Annotated in this window: 20 protein-coding genes; all 20 read right to left on the reverse strand. The window is 63.4% G+C overall.

The window, feature by feature from the left end; translation table 11 throughout:
* Positions 1–11: 11 nt before the first annotated feature.
* The gene (locus AC0GUR_RS07615) at positions 12–416 is read right to left on the reverse strand and encodes a GFA family protein (protein ID WP_472876839.1); all 405 of its coding nucleotides are present in this window, start codon (positions 414–416) and stop codon (positions 12–14) included.
* Positions 417–477: 61 nt separating this feature from the next.
* A complete protein-coding gene (locus tag AC0GUR_RS07620) occupies positions 478–2,400 on the reverse strand; it encodes an AI-2E family transporter (protein WP_472876840.1) in 1,923 nt (640 codons plus the stop codon).
* 110 nt (positions 2,401–2,510) lie between these two features.
* Positions 2,511–2,972, reverse strand: coding sequence for a chemotaxis protein CheW (locus AC0GUR_RS07625; RefSeq protein ID WP_472876841.1), 462 nt, complete (start codon positions 2,970–2,972; stop codon positions 2,511–2,513).
* A 52-nt stretch (positions 2,973–3,024) separates the two neighbouring features.
* Positions 3,025–4,122 carry a flagellar motor protein MotD gene (motD, locus tag AC0GUR_RS07630; protein ID WP_472876842.1) on the reverse strand — a complete coding sequence of 366 codons (1,098 nt, stop codon included), beginning with the start codon at positions 4,120–4,122 and terminating at the stop codon, positions 3,025–3,027.
* Positions 4,123–4,137: 15 nt separating this feature from the next.
* A complete protein-coding gene (locus AC0GUR_RS07635; RefSeq protein WP_472876843.1) occupies positions 4,138–4,878 on the reverse strand; it encodes a flagellar motor protein in 741 nt (246 codons plus the stop codon).
* Between the two features lies 1 nt (position 4,879).
* On the reverse strand, positions 4,880–6,835 hold the full coding sequence (locus AC0GUR_RS07640) for a chemotaxis protein CheA (protein ID WP_472876879.1): 1,956 nt from the start codon (positions 6,833–6,835) through the stop codon (positions 4,880–4,882).
* A 186-nt stretch (positions 6,836–7,021) separates the two neighbouring features.
* A complete protein-coding gene (locus AC0GUR_RS07645) occupies positions 7,022–7,663 on the reverse strand; it encodes a protein phosphatase CheZ (protein WP_472876844.1) in 642 nt (213 codons plus the stop codon).
* The gene (gene cheY, locus AC0GUR_RS07650; RefSeq protein WP_472876845.1) at positions 7,660–8,067 is read right to left on the reverse strand and encodes a chemotaxis response regulator CheY; all 408 of its coding nucleotides are present in this window, start codon (positions 8,065–8,067) and stop codon (positions 7,660–7,662) included. Before cheY ends, AC0GUR_RS07645 begins: the two co-directional genes overlap by 4 nt.
* 58 nt (positions 8,068–8,125) lie before the next feature.
* The gene (locus tag AC0GUR_RS07655) at positions 8,126–8,902 is read right to left on the reverse strand and encodes an RNA polymerase sigma factor FliA (RefSeq protein ID WP_472876846.1); all 777 of its coding nucleotides are present in this window, start codon (positions 8,900–8,902) and stop codon (positions 8,126–8,128) included.
* A 1-nt stretch (position 8,903) separates the two neighbouring features.
* Positions 8,904–9,827, reverse strand: coding sequence for a MinD/ParA family protein (locus tag AC0GUR_RS07660; RefSeq protein ID WP_472876880.1), 924 nt, complete (start codon positions 9,825–9,827; stop codon positions 8,904–8,906).
* 14 nt (positions 9,828–9,841) lie between these two features.
* On the reverse strand, positions 9,842–11,233 hold the full coding sequence (flhF, locus tag AC0GUR_RS07665) for a flagellar biosynthesis protein FlhF (RefSeq protein ID WP_472876847.1): 1,392 nt from the start codon (positions 11,231–11,233) through the stop codon (positions 9,842–9,844).
* A 101-nt stretch (positions 11,234–11,334) separates the two neighbouring features.
* The gene (flhA, locus tag AC0GUR_RS07670) at positions 11,335–13,425 is read right to left on the reverse strand and encodes a flagellar biosynthesis protein FlhA (protein WP_472876848.1); all 2,091 of its coding nucleotides are present in this window, start codon (positions 13,423–13,425) and stop codon (positions 11,335–11,337) included.
* Positions 13,426–13,435: 10 nt separating this feature from the next.
* Positions 13,436–14,572 carry a flagellar biosynthesis protein FlhB gene (gene flhB, locus AC0GUR_RS07675; RefSeq protein ID WP_472876849.1) on the reverse strand — a complete coding sequence of 379 codons (1,137 nt, stop codon included), beginning with the start codon at positions 14,570–14,572 and terminating at the stop codon, positions 13,436–13,438.
* A gap of 10 nt (positions 14,573–14,582) precedes the next feature.
* Entirely contained in the window at positions 14,583–15,353 is a 771-nt protein-coding gene (gene fliR / locus AC0GUR_RS07680) for a flagellar biosynthetic protein FliR (protein ID WP_472876850.1), read from the reverse strand.
* On the reverse strand, positions 15,350–15,619 hold the full coding sequence (fliQ, locus tag AC0GUR_RS07685) for a flagellar biosynthesis protein FliQ (protein WP_472876851.1): 270 nt from the start codon (positions 15,617–15,619) through the stop codon (positions 15,350–15,352). Before fliQ ends, fliR begins: the two co-directional genes overlap by 4 nt.
* Positions 15,620–15,728: 109 nt before the next feature.
* On the reverse strand, positions 15,729–16,508 hold the full coding sequence (gene fliP, locus AC0GUR_RS07690; RefSeq protein WP_472876852.1) for a flagellar type III secretion system pore protein FliP: 780 nt from the start codon (positions 16,506–16,508) through the stop codon (positions 15,729–15,731).
* A complete protein-coding gene (gene fliO, locus AC0GUR_RS07695; protein WP_472876853.1) occupies positions 16,505–16,879 on the reverse strand; it encodes a flagellar biosynthetic protein FliO in 375 nt (124 codons plus the stop codon). The genes fliP and fliO overlap by 4 nt, the downstream gene beginning before the upstream one ends.
* Before the next feature lie 5 nt (positions 16,880–16,884).
* Positions 16,885–17,226, reverse strand: coding sequence for a flagellar motor switch protein FliN (gene fliN, locus AC0GUR_RS07700; protein WP_472876854.1), 342 nt, complete (start codon positions 17,224–17,226; stop codon positions 16,885–16,887).
* A complete protein-coding gene (fliM, locus tag AC0GUR_RS07705; RefSeq protein WP_472876855.1) occupies positions 17,223–18,239 on the reverse strand; it encodes a flagellar motor switch protein FliM in 1,017 nt (338 codons plus the stop codon). Before fliM ends, fliN begins: the two co-directional genes overlap by 4 nt.
* 13 nt (positions 18,240–18,252) lie before the next feature.
* Positions 18,253–18,753 carry a flagellar basal body-associated FliL family protein gene (locus AC0GUR_RS07710; protein ID WP_472876856.1) on the reverse strand — a complete coding sequence of 167 codons (501 nt, stop codon included), beginning with the start codon at positions 18,751–18,753 and terminating at the stop codon, positions 18,253–18,255.
* Between the last annotated feature and the right edge of the window lie 545 nt (positions 18,754–19,298).

The raw sequence follows: 19,298 nt of genomic DNA on the forward strand, positions 1-19,298 counted from the left end.
ACCGGGCTGCGCTAGTCCGGGTCGGTGTCGTGGCGCCGGATGTCGGTGGGCAGCCTGACCCACGCGTGCCGCCGGTGTTCGTACACGGAGTCTTCCGGTGGTGGAAACGTGGGATCGGCAAAGGCTCCGACGGCTACCGAGACGCGTGATTCCACCCCTTCTTCCGTGTGAAACACGGTACTGCCGCAGATGGGGCAAAACCGGAAACGGAATGGCGACCCGTGATCACCGGTACGCACGAACTCGGTGGCCTTGCCGGTGACCTTGTACGGCGCACGGAACGCCGCAAGTGCAGCAAAGACGCTGCCGGTGCGCTGCTGGCACGCAAGGCAATGGCAAACACCCACGCCCAACGGTTCTCCCTGCACTTCAATCTGCAACTGTCCGCAGAAACACGAAGCAGTTCGGCCGGCCATGGAAACCTCCACGCAACCTTGGGGGAGCGCCTAGTGTGCTACCAAACGCTGCGCCGATGATTCAACGATTGGCGTTGCCGTTGCCCGGTACCCTGGCGATGGCGTGCTGCGCGGCCTCCTCCAGCGAATGGGTCACCTCGTTGATCTCAGGTCCCATGGGAACAGGCCCCTCGTGGGGCGATAGCGGCTCGGGCAACATCACCGCCGCAATGCGTGCTCCCGGGTTGGTCTCCCGGAGGTGATTGGCCAGAGCTTCGCACTCGCCGCATTCCTTGTTCGGGTCGGTGCTGACCATGTAAATCATCGCCACCGCATTCGGTGTGAGTTCCGGATGCGGCTCGGCCTCGAATTCCGCAAAGTCCTCAACCGCGACGTGACGCGCGTCAATATGCAAGTCGCGAAGAATGCGCGTCAGCAATTCGGTTGCAAGGTCGTCGACCAGCGAACCAAGGCTCACGCAGAGCACGACCGACCCCGGCGCCACCGCCAGCGGTCCCTGCCAGCGGCCACTGGTGGCCTCTCGCTGCTGCCGCAGGCGACGGCCAATACTCACCTCATCCAACACAGACGTGCGAATGCGCCGGCGTGGCCACCGGCCACGCCCTTCGTTGCTCAGGGCGGCGATGACATTCACTGCCACATCGCGAACACCTACCTGCTGCTCGCGGGTAATCACACCGCGCATCAGATCGATACGCGCCAGCTGCAGGGCCGGCATCAACACCGAGTCGCAGTACGCGGCGAAGGATTTGCGCTTCAGGAAATTACGCGACTCGGCAATGATCTCATCCGCATCACCCGAAAGTGCGCGCTGGTACAAGCGCTGGGGCATGGTCAGTGCCGGCGCATCGCCCAACAGTATGTTCAATACGTCCAGCGCCTTAACGTGGCGACCGGCCACCACCAGGCACAAGGTCAGCGGAGTGGACATGACCAGGCCCACCGGCCCCCACAACCAGCTCCAGAAAATGGCAGCCACTACCACCGCCAAGGGTGATAACCCAGTGGTGTGCCCATACAGAAACGGCTCGATCAGCTGGGACACGACGATCTCAACGACACCGAACAGTACCAGCGTCATCACCATCAGCGACCAGCCCGGCGCCACCGCCGCTGCAAACAGTGCCGTCAGCACGGCAACCAGCCAGACGCCCACGTAAGGCACGAAACGCAAGGTGGCGGCCAGCGTTCCCCATAGCGGTGCATTAGGAACGCCAATCAGCAGCAATCCGGCCCAGATGGCCACGCCCACACCGGCATTGACTGAAAACGTCGAGATGAAGAATCGGGAGAGCCGCTCGCCAGCATCATTGATCGCGGCAGTGGTGGCACGGAGGTCCGAACCACCGGCAAGGCGAATAAAGCGGTCGCGCAGCGATTCGTGTTCCAGCAGCACAAAGATCAGTACCACCAGCACTATGCCGGCCGTCTGCACGGGAATCCAGGCGGTGGAGAGCACGCGCGTCAGCACAGCCATGGGGCTGGTGCCTTCCGTGATGGATGTCGATACGGTTTTGCCGGGTGACGTGGCGACACTCGGCACTTCGCCAGCCACGGCAGCTGCGGCTTGGCTGCGATGGTCATCGCCTTGATTGATCACCCTGCCTACTTCACCAGTGACGACTTCCAGGCGCCCCAATGTCTCTTTGCGCAACGCGTCAACCTTGGTATGGATGGTCGCCTGGTACTGCGGCAGGCTGCGCCCCAGATGCACCAGCTGCGAGCCGATCATGGTGGTCAGGCCGACCATGATCACCACCGACGCCACCACCGAAATGAGTACCGAGGTGGTGTGCCCCAGCCCGATGTGGCGGTACATGCGCACCCATGGCGCGATCAGCAAATTGAGAAACATCGCGAGCGCGACGGGAACCAGCACTTCTCGCCCGAAGTACAGCAGCGCCAGCACCGTGGCAGCCGCGAGGATATTGACCGCACGCAGCGTCGGCGAGGCGGTGGGCAAGGCTTGAGGATCCGAAGACATGAGCGACCTCCTGGTCAGTCAACGCCACTGGCACACCGGGATCGACCACATCGCTCCCGGCCCGCCGAAGCATAGCCCACGTCATCGACGTTTCTTGAAGCTTCCGGCTTTTACGCTGCTTCGCTTTCCAACGGCAGGCGACACAGGCGACGCACGTCCAGCAAGGCCACGAAGCTGCCCTGCCAAGGCAGCACGCCATGAACGGGGTCGTCCTCACGCTTGGTACCGCCTGGCGGTGGCGGCGCGATCTCCGCCGCATCAGGGGTGACCAGATCGCCGATGGCATCCACCCGCAGGCCGACCAGATACGGACCATGGGACATCATCACCAGCCGGACCTGATTCGGGTCTTCACCGTCAGCCTGCGGAAGGCCAAGCCGACGACGGCCATCGAGCACGGGCACGACGCGGCCACGCAGATGGCGAATACCCAGCAGGTCGGAGGCAGCGCCAGGCACCGGCGTCAGTTCGCCATCACGGATCACTTCACTGATGTGTGACAGCGGCGCTGCATAAAGCTGCCCGCCCAGATGGAACGAAAGCCAGCGCTCGGAAGATTGCGTAGTGGTCACGTGGTCGACTCCCCGGCACGTGCCGGCACGAGAGATGGAACGATGGTCGCCATCATGGGCTGTGCTCCGGCCGGCCGGCGCGCGTGGCGGTCGAGGTGATGGCGCCATCTGGCATGGCCGCACGAGGTGCAGGCATGGGCGGCGCTACATCCTCGTCCGCGGGTGATGCCTCGCGAACGGGTCTAGCCAGCACCACTTTGTTGATCGGCACATCGTCGCCAGTTGCGACGATAGCCTTAGGTGGCGGCACCGCCGCGACGGATGCAGCGTCTGCGGGCGCGGCAGTGTCATTATCGACCAGCTGCCCCATGTGCGCGGCGTCATTGTAGAAGCGCTTGGGCACATTCTCGTCGCTCAGCACGACGATCAGCACGCGGCGGTTGTGATTGCGCCCGTCTTCCGTGCCGTTGTCAGCGTTTGGGCGATACTCGCTCCAACCCACAATGCCCAGACGCTGCGGATCGACGCCTTGCTCGGAGAACAAGCGCGCCACGCTGGCCGCACGCGCTGCCGACAGCTCCCAGTTGGAGGGATACAGGGACGTGTTGATCGGGCGATCGTCGGTATAGCCTTCGACACGCACCGGATTGGGAAACGGCTTGAGAATAGCCGCCATCTCGTTAAGTACGCCGTTGGCTTCAGGCGAAATCCTGGCGACGCCGCTGGAAAACAGGATATCGGTGCGCAGCTCGATTTCCAGCCACGACGTGGTCTTACGCACGATCACCATCTGCTTGTCGATCAGTGGCTGCAACGCGCGCTGCAATTGATCGCGGATCAGTTCGAGGTTGTGCTGTTCATTGAACTGCGCCGAGCGCACGTCCGTCGCGCGCACCAGTTGCGGGCGCGCGGGAATAGGTACGTTGACCGGGATCTTGGCTGCGCCCGGCTGTCCGGGCGGCGACGCCACCGCCGGATCGACGTTATGCGGCTGGACGCGCGACTGCGGCATCGGGGCGATCACATGGCTGGAACCATTGAACGCCTCGATGATGGACTCGGACATCACGCGGTACTTGCCCTCGTTGACCACCGAGACTGCGTACATCACCACGAAGAACGCGAGCAGCAACGTCATCAGGTCGGCATAGGGGATGGCCCATGCCTCGTGATTGACGTGATCCTCGTGATGTTTCTTCTTCCTAGCCACGGCTCTCTACCCCGGTCACGCCAGGTAACCCTGCAGCTTGGCCTCGATCTGACGCGGATTCGCGCCCTCGGCGATCGACACGAGACCTTCGATAAGAATCTCGCGCATCTGCGTCTGCTTGTGGATCAACCCCTTCAGGCGCGCCGCCATCGGCAGCATCCACAGGTTGGCCAGCGCCACGCCGTAGATGGTGGCAACGAAGGCGGCGGCAATGCCGTGACCCAGCTTGCTGGGGTCGGCCAGGTTCTGCATCACCGCCATCAGACCCATCACCGCACCGATGATGCCCATGGTCGGCGAGAAGATGCCGGCGCTCTCGAACACTTTGGCGGCGACGAGATCATGATGCTCGCGCGCACCCACTTCCACCTCGAGCACGCCGCGAATCGCTTCCGGCTCGCTGCCGTCGACCAGCAACTGCAGGCCCTTGCGCACGAAGGTGTCGTCCTCCGAATCGATCTGCGGCTCCAGCCCCAGCAAACCCTGGCGACGCGAAATTTCGCTCCAGCCCACGATGCGGCTGATCAAGTCGGAAGGCTGATGCTGTGGCGGCTTGTACACCATCGGGAATATGCCCATGGCGTGCTTGAGCACCTTGCCGGGGTTCTGCACCAGCAGCGCCGCGATCGTGCCGAGAAACACGATGACGAAAGCGGCCGGATTCCACAGCGCTTCCACGCTGGAACCCTTGAGGATGGTGCCGACGATCACAACCACGAAGGCCAGGATCGTACCGATAAGACTTACCAGGTCCATGTCAGGCGTTCACTTTCAAAGAGGGGAGGAGTTGACCGTCTTTGCCGGCCAGACCGGCAAGATCCATCACCAAGGCGAGGCGGCCGTCGCCGGTAACCGTGGCGCCTGCCACCGCGGGCACGCCTTTGAACAGAGGGCCGAGCGGCTTGACCATCACGTCTTCACGACCCAGCACCTCGTGCACCAGACAGCCCAGACGAAGATGGCCGATATGCAGCACCACCACGTGACGGCCAGCGAGGCCTTCAACGCCAACCCAGCCACCGAGATCCGCCAGCGCCAACGCACGTCCGCGATGCGACGCCACCACACGGCCATCCAGTTGTTGCTGCTGACCCGGCGCAAGTTCAAACACTTCGTCCACATTGCTGAGCGGCAGCGCAAGCAGACGCCCGCCCACGCGCACCATCAACACACGCTGGATCGCCAGCGTGAGCGGCACGGCCAGTTCCAGCGTGCTGCCACGACCGAGCTGCGAGCGCACCTGCAAGGTGCCACCGAGTTCGGCCACGCGCGTCTTCACCACATCCATGCCCACTCCGCGTCCGGAGATATCCGAGACGGTGGCGGCCGTGCTGAAGCCGGGGCGGAAAATCAGCTCATAGCATTCGTTTTCGCTGAGACGCGCCGCTTGTGCTTCATCGATCACGCCTTTCTCCACCGCCTTGCGGCGAAGGACGTCAGGATTCATGCCACGCCCGTCATCGGAAACGGTGATGACGATGCGCTCGCCGCGCTGGCTCGCACCTAAGGTCACCGTACCCTTGCGCGGCTTGCCGGCCCGCACGCGGTCCTCGGGCATTTCCAGGCCGTGATCGAGCGCGTTGCGGATCAGATGCACCATCGGGTCGGCCAGCGCCTCGACCAGGCTGCGATCGAGATCCGTGCCCTCACCTTCCTGCACCAACTCCACTTCCTTGCCCAGCTGACGCGACAAGTCGCGCAGGATGCGCGGAAAACGTTGAAACAGACGCCCCACCGGCTGCATGCGCATGCCGAGCACGGCGCTCTGCAATGCATCGGCGACGCGATCCAGTTCGCTCGCGGCAAGCTCCAGCGTTTCGTCACCCAGCTTCGCCGCGAGGCTAAGCAGGCGATTGCGCACAAGCACCAGTTCGCCGGCACGATGTACCAGCGCGTCGAGGCGCGCGGTGTCCACACGTACGGTATTTTCCGCCGGTGGCGCTGCAGGCTTGGCTGGCGTTGCGGGTGTCGGTGTCGGCGCGGGAGCCGGCGCGGTGGCTGGTGCACCCGGCGCAGAACCCTTGCCATGCAAGTTGTCGAGCAGCGCTTCGAACTCGTCATCCGAGATCGCCGTCGACTCTGCCGACACGACCGGCGCGGTGACGGTTGCACCCGGCGTGCCGCCCTTGCCGTGAAGATTATCGAGTAGTGCTTCGAATTCGTCGTCGCTGATCGCACCTGACGTTGCGGGCGCAGCCGCGGGCGCACCGGGCGCGCCACTGGTGCCGTAGAGGCTATCCAGCAACGCCTCGAATTCCGAATCGTCGATGGTGCCGTCGCCCGGTGGCGGTGCGACCGGCGCAGCGACCGGCTTCGGTACAGGCGGCGGAGCGGCGCCAGGTTTCAGCCGCTGCAGCAGGTTTTGCGGCGGCATGGCCATGGCGCTGCCGCCAGCCAACGCAGCCAGCATGTCGTTGAGCAGGTCCAGCGCTTCCAGCAGCGCATCCATGCGTTCGGCGTCGAGCAGCAACTGCCCGTTGCGCGCGACATTGAGCAGATCTTCAGCGTGATGGCACAACTGCACCATCGGCTCGATGGCGAGAAAACCCGCGCCGCCCTTCACCGTATGGAACGCGCGAAATACCGCGTTCAACAGATCCGCGTCGCGCGGCGAGGCTTCCAGCCCGATCAGCTGATCGCCCAGACGCTGCACCAGTTCCCCGGCTTCCACCAGGAAATCGTCGCGCAGTTCGCTGTCCAGCGTGGGGTCCATCATGAGTCTGCCCTTGGAGTCCGCCCGAGAGCTCGGCTTTGCCTCACCGTCATTCCCGCGAACCCCGAAAAGGGGGCAAGGGCGGGAATCCAGTGACTCTCACACCTCACCAAAGGCGCTGGATCCCCGCTTTCGCGGGGATGACGGTGAGGAAATGACAACCATACCGAGATCATGAGCGGGCTCTTAGAAACCAAATTCGCTGAGCAGACGATCAGCTTCGTCCTGGCTGGTCACCTTGACCGGACCGGCGGTGGCTTCGCCGGAGGCGAGCGCACCGGTGAGGCTCACCAGCTCCAGCAGTGAGTTCTCCACGCTGCCGATGAAGTTGACCACTTTCTTGATGCGTTGACCGGACAGGTCCTGCCACGACTGCGCCACCACGAAATCAGCCATGCCATCGCGGCAATCGGTAGCGAATGCCTGCGCCTGCTTGGCCAGTACATGGGCGACATCACCAGCCGGGGTGCCATCGATCACGGCGTTGGCGTTCTCCGCCAGGGCCTCGGCCTGCGGACGCATGCGCTCGGCAAAATCGAGCGTGCGGTGCGCAGCCTGCGAACTCATTTCCAGAACGTCCTGCAGATGCTGACGCGCGTCAGCCACACTGCCCGGCACGCCTTCCTGCGCGAGATCGCCACCGAGGCGGCGCACCGCGTCGTGCAGATCGCGAGCCAACAGGCCCAGCGCGCGGAACAAGCGCTGCTCGCGCTGGCGCACCAGCACATCGAGCGCCTGCTCAAATGCCACACCATCGGTGCTGTTGAGCAGGTCATGCAGTTCTTGCGGCATGGCTTCACCGGCCATTACGGAGGCTTGTGCGTTCATGCGGTGGCTCCGCTGGCGGCGAGACGTTCAAAGATCTTGGACAGCTTTTCCTGCAGCACGGCGGCGGTGAACGGCTTGACGATGTAGCCGTTCACACCCGCCTGCGCGGCGGCAATGATCTGGTCGCGATTGTTTTCGGCAGTGACCATGAGCACCGGCAGGCCTTTGAGTGCCGGCTCAGCGCGAATCGCGCGCAGCAAGTCGATGCCCGTCATGTTGGGCATGTTCCAGTCAGTCACCACCATGTCGAAGGCGTTGTTGCGCAACATGGTGAGGGCGTTTTCGCCGTCGTCCGCTTCCTGGATCAGACCATTGCTGAAACCCAGCTCGACCAGCAGGTTGCGAACGATACGCCGCATGGTGGAAAAATCGTCCACCACGAGGATCTTCATATTCTTGTCCAAAGGACTCTCCGGTTTTTTCTAGGGAATGGGTACGGGGAATCGTCGAGTCACTGCAAGATCAACGCGTTTTGCTTCTCCCCCTGCCCCGTTCGCCGTTTTCTGTTCCCTGCCCTGTCCAGCCCGTCATGCGCGCACGCAACCGCACGATGGCCTGACCATGGATCTGGCAGACCCGCGATTCGGTGACACCCAGCACCGCGCCGATCTCTTTGAGGTTCATTTCCTCTTCGTAATACAGCGACATCACCAGTTGCTCACGCTCCGGCAGACCGCCAATGGCCTCCACCAGCGCCCCGCGCATGCCGTCATGTTCCACGCTCTCCTGCGGCCCCAGGCTTTCGCCGTCGGCCACATCGAACGCTGCGCCGCCTTCTGCGTCGTCCGGTGCGGAAAGACTGAGCAATCGCGCACTCGCCGCATCGGCCAGCACCTGGTGGTATTCCTCTGCACCCATGCCGAGCCGCTTCATCACTTCCGCGTCGTCGGCATCCGCGCCTGTTTCTATTTCGATCTGACGGACCACCTCCGCCATCTCGCGTACTTTTCGGTGCACCGATCGGGGTGTCCAATCAGTGCGCCGCAATTCATCGAGCATCGCGCCACGAATGCGGATGCCCGCAAACGTCTCGAAGCTCGCATTGCGCCCGGTGGCGAAATTGCGCGCAGCCTCCAGCAACCCCACCATGCCAGCCTGAATCAGGTCGCTCACATCCACGCTTGGCGGCAGACGGCCCATCAGGTGATAGGCGATTCGTCGCACCAGCGGCGCATGCTGGCGAACCAGCTGATCGGCACTCTGCCGTTGCAGTTGCAGATATTCGGAAGCCACACTCATGTCACCACCCCGTCGCTGCTGCGGCCTGCCTGCTGAAAAAGGCGATGCGATCCAGGCCTAGTCGCTCGGGTTCACCCCATGTATCGACCGCACCCGCCAATTGCTTGAATGCCTGTCCCGAACGACTGGACGGCCACAGATCCACCACCGCGCTCTGGCGCCGAATGGCCTGCTTGAGCCGCTCGTCGCTAGGCACATGGCCCATGAATTCCAGTGCCACGTCCAGGAAGCGGTCACACACCCGGGCCAGCTTTTGATGCAGCTGGCGCGCCTCGCTGTTGTTGCGAACCATGTTGGCCACCATGCGGAAGCGGCGCACACCAAAGTCGCGGCTCAACACCTTGAGCAAGGCATAGGCATCGGTGAGCGAGGCGGGTTCGTCGCACACCACCAGCACCACGTCATCGGCGGCGGCGGCGAACATGGCCACGTTGTCGGAGAGGCCCGCCGCCGTATCCACCAGCAAGTAGTCGGGCGGCGACGCCAGATCGTCGAATGCGCGAATCACCGCCGCATGCTCGGTGTTGCCGAGCTGGGCGAGGCGCCGCGTACCCGAACCGGCCGGCACGATCTTGATGCCGTGCGGACCGGAAAGCAGCAAATCTTCGATACTGCAGGTGCCGTCGAGCAGATGGCCAACATGCCGCGAGGGCGTCAGTCCAAGCAATACATCGATATTGGCAAGGCCCATGTCGGCGTCAAGCAGCATCACCTCGCGCCCCGCCATAGCCAGCGCGATGCCAAGATTCACCGACACCGTGGTCTTGCCCACGCCACCCTTGCCACCTGCCACGGCAATCGCGCGGCATTGCTTGCGTGGTGGCGGGCTGGCCAAGCCAAACGCCTGGTCGTGTGATGGCGTCTTCCGGCCATGTCGTTCTGCCAACGCGCGCAACATGCTTTCCAGACCCATTGCCTGATTCATTGCGAAGACACCGTTCATGCGTTCGCCACCGCTAGTCCGAAACGATCCGCCATCACCACGTCATCGGCGGGCGCATGGCTTTTGAGCACCTGCGCCGCGCGGCACACCAGCACGCGGGCATCGGCCGTGGCGATGTCTTCCGGTACGCGCTGACCGTCGGTGATGTAATCGAGCGGCAACCGGTGACGGATCAGCACCGACAAGGCGCCGCCGAGGCTGGGCGCTTCGTCGAGCTTGGTGAGGATGCAGGCGTGCGGCCTCAGCGGCATGTACGCGCGCACCGCTTCATCGAGCGATGACGCTTGCGCATTGGCAGCGAGCACCAGGCAGGCACGCAGATCGCCGCCGTTGCCCAGCACTTCCAGCTGCTCGGCCAGGCGCGGATCGCCACCGGCAAGGCCGGCGGTGTCCACCAGCACCGTATGGCAACCGCGGAGCAATTCCAGCACCCGGCACAGGCTGTCCGCGTCGTAAGCGGGATAGACGCGCACACCGAGCAGGCGACCGTAGTGTTCCAACTGCGCCGCCGCGCCGATGCGGTAGTGATCCGTGCTGACCAGCGCGACCTGCGATGCGCCATGACGCATCACGGCACGCGCCGCCAGCTTGGCGATGGTGGTGGTCTTGCCCACGCCCGTCGGCCCGACCAGTGCAGTGACACTGCGCCGCTCGGCGTGATCGCGGCGCCCGATCGACAGGCTGCGGCTCAACATGCCAAGCGGCAGGTAACGCGCCTGTTCGGTATTGATTTCGGCCGGCAGATCATCGGCCAGCTGTCGCGCCACATCGGGCTCAATGCCCAGGCGGGTCATCTCGCGAAGAACGCGAGCGCGCATCGGGTGACGGCGCTCCATGTCGTTCCACACCAAGCTGGAAAGTTGCGTCTCCAGCAGTTCGCGCAAACTGCCCAGCTCGGCGCGGACGCGTGCGGTGTCCTGCACGGCGCGCTCGAGCAGTGGATGAATTGGTGAAGAAGCGTCAATGCTTGTCTCGGGTTCGACCGACGACGCGGCCGTTTCCACTAGCTTGACCACTCGCGTATCGATGGAGACTTCGCCGGGCGGCGGCAGCGGAGGACGACGCGACAGCGTGACGGTGACGCCCTCGTCATCGTCGTGGGTCACGGCGGGCAGCGGCGGCGGCATGGCTTCGCGGCGACGCGCCACGATGGGCTTCTCTTCCGGCATCGGTGCCTGCGCAACCGGCGTGTGCGCCTCGACCTGCAACGGTGCGCCGTGGCGTGCGGCTTCGCGCACCAGGGCTTCATCGAAATCCACCGCGGCGATGATTTCGATGCCTTCCTCCAGCCGACGCGTAGAGAGGATGACGGCATCCGGCCCCTGCTCTTCACGCACTTCACGCATGGCCTGGCGCATATCAGCGGCCACGAAACGCTTGATCTTCATTTACTCGCTCCGCTCGCGGGAGTGCGGGCAATGCCTGCCGCCACGACCTGGACTCACCCTGCTTTTCCAAATCCCCATGCCCTGCTCCCGATACCTGGCTCTTATCGACCCAGCGCCTGCACCAACCGCACCCGGCGGTTGTCCGGCACCTCGTTGTAGGCGAGTACGTGCAGGTTCTGTGCCACGTGGCGAGTGAAGCGCGCTAGCCACGGACGCAGCTGCGGAGCGACCAGCAACACGGCCGGTTCGCCGCTCATTTCCTGCTTGCGCGCGGCGTCCGCAACGCCCTGTTGCAGGCGGTCGGCGAGGCCCGGTTCCACCGCAGCGCCTGCTACACCGCCATTTGCGAGCGATCCCAACAGGATCTGCTCCAGTTCCGGTGCCAGCGTGATGACGGGAATTTCGGTACCAAGGCCGCTGATCTCCTGCACGATCTGACGACCGAGCGCCACACGCACGGCGGCGGTGAGGGTGCCGGGATCCTGACTCTGCCCTGCATGCTCCGCCAAGGATTCGACGATGCTGCGCATATTGCGGATCGGCACGCGCTCGGCCAGCAGGTTCTGCATGACCTTGACCACCACGCCCAGCGACAGGCGCTTGGGCACCAGGTCTTCCACCAGCTTCGGCGTGGTCTGCGCCAGACGGTCGAGCAACTGCTGCACGTCCTGATGACCAAGCAACTCGTGCGCGTGGCCTTGCAGAATGTGCGAAAGATGTGTGGCAACGACGGTGGCGGGATCCACCACCGTGTAGCCGAGGTTCTGTGCCGTCTCGCGCTGGCCCGGCTCGATCCACATCGCTTCCAGTCCAAAGGCCGGATCGCGCGTGGAAATACCTTGCAACCCCTCCTGCACACGGCCCGGATTGATCGCCAGCAGACGATCGTTGTGCACCTCCGACTCACCCATGGGCACGCCCATCAAGGTGATGCGGTAGGTATTGGGGCCAAGATCCAGGTTGTCCCGGATATGCACCGGCGGCACCAGGAAACCCAACTCCTGCGACAGCTTGCGACGCACCGATTTGATGCGCCCCATCAACTCGCCACCCTGATGCGTATCCACCAGCGGGATCAGCCGATAGCCCACCTCCAGACCCAGCGGATCCACACTGGCGACATCCTCCCAACCCAGTTCGAGGCGTTCGGTTGGCGTGACCGGCACTGGCACATCGGCGGCGGCCTTGGCCACCCGTTCCTGCGCTTCGCGTTCGCGCTTGACCATCAGCCATGCCGCGCCGCCACAGGTCGCGCCCAACAACAGGAAGGCGATGTTCGGCATGCCGGGGACCAGTCCCATGACACCCAGCACCACACCCGCCACCGCCAGCGCACGCGGCTGGCCAAACAGCTGACCGACCAGCTGCTTGCCCATGTCGGTGGACTTGGACACACGCGTCACGATCACCGCCGTGGCGATGGACAACATCAGCGACGGCACCTGCGCCACCAGACCGTCACCGATGGTGAGCAAGGTATAGGTCTTGGCCGCTTCGCTCGCCGACAAGCCATGCTGAAGAATGCCGACGAAGAAGCCGCCGACAATATTGATGATCAGGATCAGGATGCCGGCGGTGGCGTCGCCGCGCACGAACTTGGAGGCACCGTCCATCGAACCGTAGAAGTCCGCTTCCTCGCGTACTTCCTGGCGGCGCTCGCGCGCCTGCTCCTGATTGAGCAGACCGGCGTTGAGGTCAGCGTCGATGGCCATCTGCTTGCCTGGCATCGCGTCAAGGGTGAAGCGCGCGGTCACTTCAGACACGCGCGTGGCACCCTTGGTCACCACCACGAAGTTGATGATGGTGAGGATGGCGAACACCACCAGGCCCACTGCAAAATTGCCGCCGATGACAAACTCGCCGAACGCCTCGATCACCTTGCCCGCAGCGCCGGGGCCGTCGTGGCCGTGCAGCAGCACCACGCGGGTGGAGGCGATGTTCAAAGCCAGACGCAGCAGCGTCGCCATCAGCACCACGGTGGGAAACGCGGCAAATTCCAGCGGACGCATCACATAGATCACCGCCAACAGAATCACCAGTGACAACGCGATGTTGAAGCTGAAGAGCATGTCGAGGATGAACGGGGGCAGTGGCAGCATCATCATCGCCAGCGCGGCGAGCATGATCACCGGTGCGCCGAGGCCGCGGCGTCCGAGCGTCTTGAGAGTGCCAAGGGCGGTTGCGTTTGCCATGGTGTTTCCGTCAGAACTTGTAAGGACCCATCAGGTCCGGATCGACTTCAGGTTGCGGTGCCTTCGGCGGCTCATCACCGCGCGACACCGCCTGTTTGAGCTGAAACACGTAAGCGAGCACCTGCGCCACGGCGACATAGAGCGACGAGGGAATCTCGCGATCGAGCTGGGTGGTGGCGTACAGGGCACGTGCGAGTGGCGGCGCCTCCACCATGGGAATGCGATGACTGCTCGCCACCAGGCGTATCTGCAGCGCCAGTTCGTCCATACCCTTGGCAATCACGCGCGGCGCACCCATGCGGCCTTCGTCGTAACGCAAGGCCACTGCAAAATGCGACGGGTTGGTCACCAGCACGTCGGCCGTAGGCAACTCCTGCATCATGCGCTTGCGCGCCATCTGGAACTGCAGCTGACGAATGCGGCCCTTGAGTTCCGGATTGCCGTCGCTTTCCTTCGACTCGTCCTTCAGCTCCTGACGCGTCATGCGCAGGCGCTTGGTGTGGTCGAACTTCTGATAAAGCGCATCGGCGCCGCCAATCAGCGCCAGGATTGAACCGAACAGCAAGGCACCGTGGCCGAGCAGGCGCATCGCCCTGACCATGCCCGCATCGACCTCACCCTGGCCGGTGCCCATCAGATCGCCTTGCCAGTTCTTCAACACCATCACCAGCACGGCCCCAATCAGCAGCAACTTGAGCAAGGACTTGGCCAGCTCCACCAGACCGCGCACCGCAAAAATCTTGCCCAGACCCTTGATGGGGTCGAGCCGCTCCAGCTTCGGCTGCAGCGCTTCCGAACTGAAGTTCAAGCCGCCCAACAGCACCGGGGCCGCCAATGCGCCGAGCATGGTCGCCACGGCAACCGGCGCAAACAGCGACAAGGCCTCGTGCAGGGCCATGTTCAACACGCGCGACGGCAGCTGGTCACTGAACAGCGCCTCCCGGCCGTAGCTCATGCCCATGGTGTAAAGGCGACGCACATGCACCAGGGCGCCATTGCCGCCAGCGATAAGCGTGGACACGCCTGCCAATACCACGACCGCGCCGGAAAGATCGCGCGAACGGGGTAGATCGCCTTTCTCGCGCGCTTCGCGTAGACGTTTCTCTGAGGGTTGTTCGGTGCGTTCCTGTTCGTCGTGCTCGGACATGGCGTACTCCTCAACCGCCCGCCAGTTCGTGCATCAACGACCAAGCCTTGACCTGCAACGACTCGAACGCACCCGGCACGCTGCGCATCGAAAGCCACAGGGCAACGAAGCCCAGCGTGATCGTGATGGGAAAACCCACCGCGAACAGGTTCATCGACGGCGCGGCGCGACTGATCGCCGCAAAACCGATGTTGACCATCAGCAGCGACGTCATCGCCGGCAAAGCAACGCGCACGGCACCACCGAACAGATGCGTGGCGAACGCCACCACCGAATACAAGCCATTGGCATCGATGCCTGACTGCCCCGGCGGCAAGGTATGGAAACTATCGGCGAGCAACGCAATCAGGCGCAGATGACCGTCCATGGCCAGAAACAACAAGGTCACCATCAGCAGATAGAACTGGCTTAGCACCGGCGAACTGCCGCCACCACGCGGATCCACCGTTTCGGCGAAACCCAGGCTCATGCTCTGCCCCACCAGTTGCCCGCCCAGTGCGACTGCCTCAAATGCGAGCTTCAACACGAAGCCGATCACGGCACCGATCAGCACCTGGCCCACCATGGTGGCGATGCCATCGGCCGACAGCGGGTTGATGGTGGTGGGCGCCAGCGGCGCCAGCACCATCGTCAGCACCAGCATCACACCAAGGCGAATGCGCTTCGGCGTCACTGAATCGCCGAACACTGGGGCGATGAGGCAGAGCCCACCGACACGCCCCATCGCCCATAGCAGCGAGCCGATCAGTCCTTGCAGTTCGGCCAACTGCAGCGTGGTCACCTCACCGCTCCAGGCAGGCTTTCGATCAACTGCCGAGTGAACTGCACCAGCGTACGCAACATCCAGGGGCCCGCGATCAGGGCCACCGCGGCCATGGCCATCACCTTGGGGATGAAGCTCAAGGTCATTTCGTTGATCTGCGTGGCCGCCTGCACGACGCCGATAGTCAGGCCCACGGCCAGGGCCGTGAGCAGCAGGGGCGCGGCTACGAGCATCGCGACGTACAGCGCGTGCTGGCCGAATTCGATGACGGATTCAGGCGTCATGGTGCCTCGCTTTTGGCAGAACGCGGACCAACTACCCACCTCACTGTCATCCCCGCGAAGGCGGGGATGACAGTGAGGGGCACATACGCGATCGGCACTGATTCAACACTCACGTGTAAAAACTCCCCGCCAACGTCCCCAACAACAGCGTCCACCCATCCACCAGCACAAACAGCATGATCTTGAACGGCAGCGAGATGATCGTTGGCGACACCATCATCATGCCCATCGACATCAACACGCTGGCCACCACCAAGTCGATGATGAGAAACGGGATGAACAACAGAAAGCCCATCTGAAACGCGGTCTTCAGCTCGCTGGTGACGAAGGCCGGCATCGCCACACGAAACGGCACATCGTCCTTACTGGCATAAGGCTGTTCGTTGGCGAGATGGGTAAACAGCTGCAGATCGGCCTCGCGCGTCTGGTCGAGCATGAAATGCTTGAACGGCGCGGCCGCCGCGGGCACCGCCACTTCAGCGGCCATCTGCCCGTCCATATACGGCTTCACGCCATCGGTATAAGCGTGATTGAGCACGGGCGACATCACGAACAGGGTCAGGAACAGCGACAGGCCAAGCAGAATCTGGTTCGACGGTGTGGACTGCGTGCCCAGTGCCTGGCGCAGAAAGCCGAGCACGATGATGATGCGGGTGAACGACGTCATCATCAGCAACACGGCCGGCAGCAGCGTAAGCACTGTCATCAGTGCCAGCAGCTGCAGCGAGAGCGTCCAGTTCTGGCCACCACCCGGTGCGTTCTGGACGGTCAGCGCAGGAATGCCTGCCGACGACGGCATCTGCGGCATCGATGGCATGGTCGGCGCTGCCCAGGCAAACAACGGCGCCATCAACAACAGCGTGAAGAGAATCCAACGAGCAAACTTCATGACTTGCGCTTCCAGCGTGCCAGCACATCACCGAACGCCGGCAGCGGCGGTTGAGGTCCAACCTCCGGCGCAGGCGTGATGCCGTCGTACACATGCAACGTGCGCATGCCGCCCTGCCCCACGCCGATCAGCAGGCGCTTGCCATCTGCATCTATCAGCATCAGACGATCACGCGCACCCACCGCCATCGTCTCCACGCAACGCAGGCGACGGCCTCCGGGTGTGGTGCGCGCCTGCAGGCGGCGGCTGAGCCAGCCGGCGGCGAAGATCAGCGCGACGATGCCGATCAGGCTGAGCAACACACGCACCAGCTCGCCACCCACGTTGATCTCGGGTGCGGTAGCGACCGGGAGGGCAAGAGCGAGCAGCATGTCGCTCACCGCAACTTGCGCACGCGCTCGGCGGGGCTGATCACGTCGGTAAGACGGATGCCGAAGCGCTCGTTGATCACCACCACCTCACCGTGCGCGACCAGCGTGCCGTTGACGAACACGTCCAACGGTTCGCCAGCGGAGCGGTCCAGCTCCACCACGGAGCCCTGGTTGAGCTGCAGCAGATTACGAATGCTGATGCGCGTACGGCCCACCTCCATGGCCAGGGTCACTGGCACATCGAGGATCATGTCGAGATTCACCTCCGCGCCATCGGCGGCGGGCGCGTTGAGCTGGTCGAACTCGACGCGTTGGGTGGCTGCGGCGGCGTCGCTGGTCGGGATCATGCGGGGGTAGTCTCCGTAACGGGTTCAGACGACAGGCGCACTTCGCGGCGGCCTGTCGGGGCATGGAAGCGGACGGCGTTGCGGCCATTGGATTGGCCGTAACGGGCACGGAATACCGGCACGTCTTCGGCAAAGACCGTGCTCAGATCCGGCAATTGAATCGGAATGACATCGCCAGGACGCATGCGCAGGAACTCGCCAATACTCAGGCGTGCTTCGAGCAGCAGCGAGCTGAGCTCCACTTCGGCATCGAGCACTTCGTCCTGCAGCGTTTCGGCCCAGCGATGGTCGCGATCCACGCGGTCGCTCTGCACACCGGCATCGAGTAGCGTGCGAATCGGCTCGATCATGGCGTAAGGCAGCGTGAGATGGACTTCGCCACCGCCACCATCCAGCTCGACATGGAACTTCGACACCACCACGGTTTCGGTGGGGCTGACGATATTTGCGAACTGCGGATTGATCTCCGAGTTCATGTACTCGAAGTTCAGCGGCGTCACCGGCGCCCACGCTTCCGTCATCGCGACAAACAGCTCGGCCAGCATGATCTGAATAACGCGGTTTTCGGTAGGGGTGAAATCGCGCCCCTCGATGCGCGCGTGAAAGCGCCCATCGCCGCCAAAGAAATTATCGATGACGGTGAACACAAGGCGCGGCTCCATCACCACCAGCGCGGTACCGCGCAGTGGCTTGATGCGCACCAGGTTGAGGTTGCTCGGCACGGTCAGGCCGTGCACGTATTCGGCGAACTTGATCATCTTCACGCCGAGCACCGACACCTCGCACGTCTTTCGCAATACGCCGAACACGGCGCTGCGAAAGAAGCGGGCGAAGCGATCGTTGACCATCTCCAGCGTCGGCAGGCGGCCGCGAACGATGCGATCCTGCTGGGTGAAGTCGTACGAGATCACCGCATCGCGCGGCAACGGCTCATCCGCACCGGTTTCGACCGCACCACCCTCCACGCCATCGAGGAGTGCGTCGATTTCTTCCTGTGAAAGCAAGTCGCTCATCGACGCCTTCCCGTCACTGCATCACGAAGCTGGTGAAGTACAACGCCTCGACGCCGGGGCGACCCAGGCGCTTCTCGATGATCTTCTGCACCGCCGCCAACGCCTCCGCCTGCAACTTTTGTTTGCCGGCGGCGTCGCTGAGGATGGTGTAGTCCTGGCTGCTGAATAGCATCACCAGCGCATTGCGGATCACCGGATCAGCTTCCTTCGCAGCAGCCAGCGAAGCTGCGTCATGCGACATCAGACTCACGCCAACCTGCAGGAAGCGCATGGACTGGTCGTCCTTGAAATTGACGACGAACGGTGGATCCAGCGCGAAGTACAGCTCCTGCTTGGACATCACGACCTTCGGCTCATCCGAGCCTTCGCCATGATTCGCACGCGGCCCCAGCAACAGGTACTCGCACGCGCCGCCAAGTGCGAGCAAGGCCACACCCATGATCATCACGGTCTTGGACGAGCCCTTCTTGGCGGGGTAGCCCGGGGTTTCTGTTACTTGCTCGTTCTGAGCCATGCCAACCTCAATCCCTATCAGTCACAAATGCTTCGACTCGCCGCTTTGGCGGTCGCACGGATGTGTAACTGCAAACGCCATGCCATCAATGGAATGCGTTGATAGGACTGGGTTTGCGCGGATTGCGCGGGTGTCGGTGGCGCTTTCTTGACGCGTGACGGGGATTGGGCGTGTCGCGTTGGTGGCGGTTGTCGGAAGGTTGTCGCGGCAGTGGTATTTGATAATTTAGTCGGAGGACGCGCGATACGCGCTTCTGGCTCCCTCTTCCCGAACGGGGTACAGGGGAGTGGCCATGAATGGCCACGGCTGTGAGGAGCGAGGAGAGGGTTGAGGGGAGCGGCGGAAACTCGCGATAGCACCTATTCCCCTCACCGTCACCCCGGCGAAGGCCGGGGTCCAGTGACTTTGCGCTCGGTTGTTGCGATACCGCCAGCGTGCCGCCTACGACGCGAAGCTAGTCCCTGTGGGACGCGGCGGGCGTTTCGATCCCCTGCCGGCGCTCGAGTCACTTTTCTTTTGCTGGCCCAAAAGAAAAGTAACCCAAA

It is taken from the genome of Dyella sp. PARNA 12/25 (genome assembly GCF_055702865.1).

Bases quoted from the DNA above. Each gene is read 5' to 3' on its own strand.
- flhA (WP_472876848.1), bottom strand. From the start codon at position 13,425: ATGGCAAACGCAACCGCCCTTGGCACTCTCAAGACGCTCGGACGCCGC.
- fliQ (WP_472876851.1), bottom strand. From the start codon at position 15,619: ATGACGCCTGAATCCGTCATCGAATTCGGCCAGCACGCGCTGTACGTC.
- fliO (WP_472876853.1), bottom strand. From the start codon at position 16,879: ATGCTGCTCGCTCTTGCCCTCCCGGTCGCTACCGCACCCGAGATCAAC.
- AC0GUR_RS07615 (WP_472876839.1), bottom strand. From the start codon at position 416: ATGGCCGGCCGAACTGCTTCGTGTTTCTGCGGACAGTTGCAGATTGAA.
- flhF (WP_472876847.1), bottom strand. From the start codon at position 11,233: ATGAAGATCAAGCGTTTCGTGGCCGCTGATATGCGCCAGGCCATGCGT.
- AC0GUR_RS07620 (WP_472876840.1), bottom strand. From the start codon at position 2,400: ATGTCTTCGGATCCTCAAGCCTTGCCCACCGCCTCGCCGACGCTGCGT.
- AC0GUR_RS07710 (WP_472876856.1), bottom strand. From the start codon at position 18,753: ATGGCTCAGAACGAGCAAGTAACAGAAACCCCGGGCTACCCCGCCAAG.
- flhB (WP_472876849.1), bottom strand. From the start codon at position 14,572: ATGTCCGAGCACGACGAACAGGAACGCACCGAACAACCCTCAGAGAAA.
- AC0GUR_RS07640 (WP_472876879.1), bottom strand. From the start codon at position 6,835: ATGGACCCCACGCTGGACAGCGAACTGCGCGACGATTTCCTGGTGGAA.
- AC0GUR_RS07655 (WP_472876846.1), bottom strand. From the start codon at position 8,902: ATGAGTGTGGCTTCCGAATATCTGCAACTGCAACGGCAGAGTGCCGAT.
- AC0GUR_RS07635 (WP_472876843.1), bottom strand. From the start codon at position 4,878: ATGGACCTGGTAAGTCTTATCGGTACGATCCTGGCCTTCGTGGTTGTG.
- AC0GUR_RS07660 (WP_472876880.1), bottom strand. From the start codon at position 9,827: ATGAATCAGGCAATGGGTCTGGAAAGCATGTTGCGCGCGTTGGCAGAA.
- fliN (WP_472876854.1), bottom strand. From the start codon at position 17,226: ATGATCCCGACCAGCGACGCCGCCGCAGCCACCCAACGCGTCGAGTTC.
- AC0GUR_RS07645 (WP_472876844.1), bottom strand. From the start codon at position 7,663: ATGAACGCACAAGCCTCCGTAATGGCCGGTGAAGCCATGCCGCAAGAA.
- fliP (WP_472876852.1), bottom strand. From the start codon at position 16,508: ATGAAGTTTGCTCGTTGGATTCTCTTCACGCTGTTGTTGATGGCGCCG.
- fliM (WP_472876855.1), bottom strand. From the start codon at position 18,239: ATGAGCGACTTGCTTTCACAGGAAGAAATCGACGCACTCCTCGATGGC.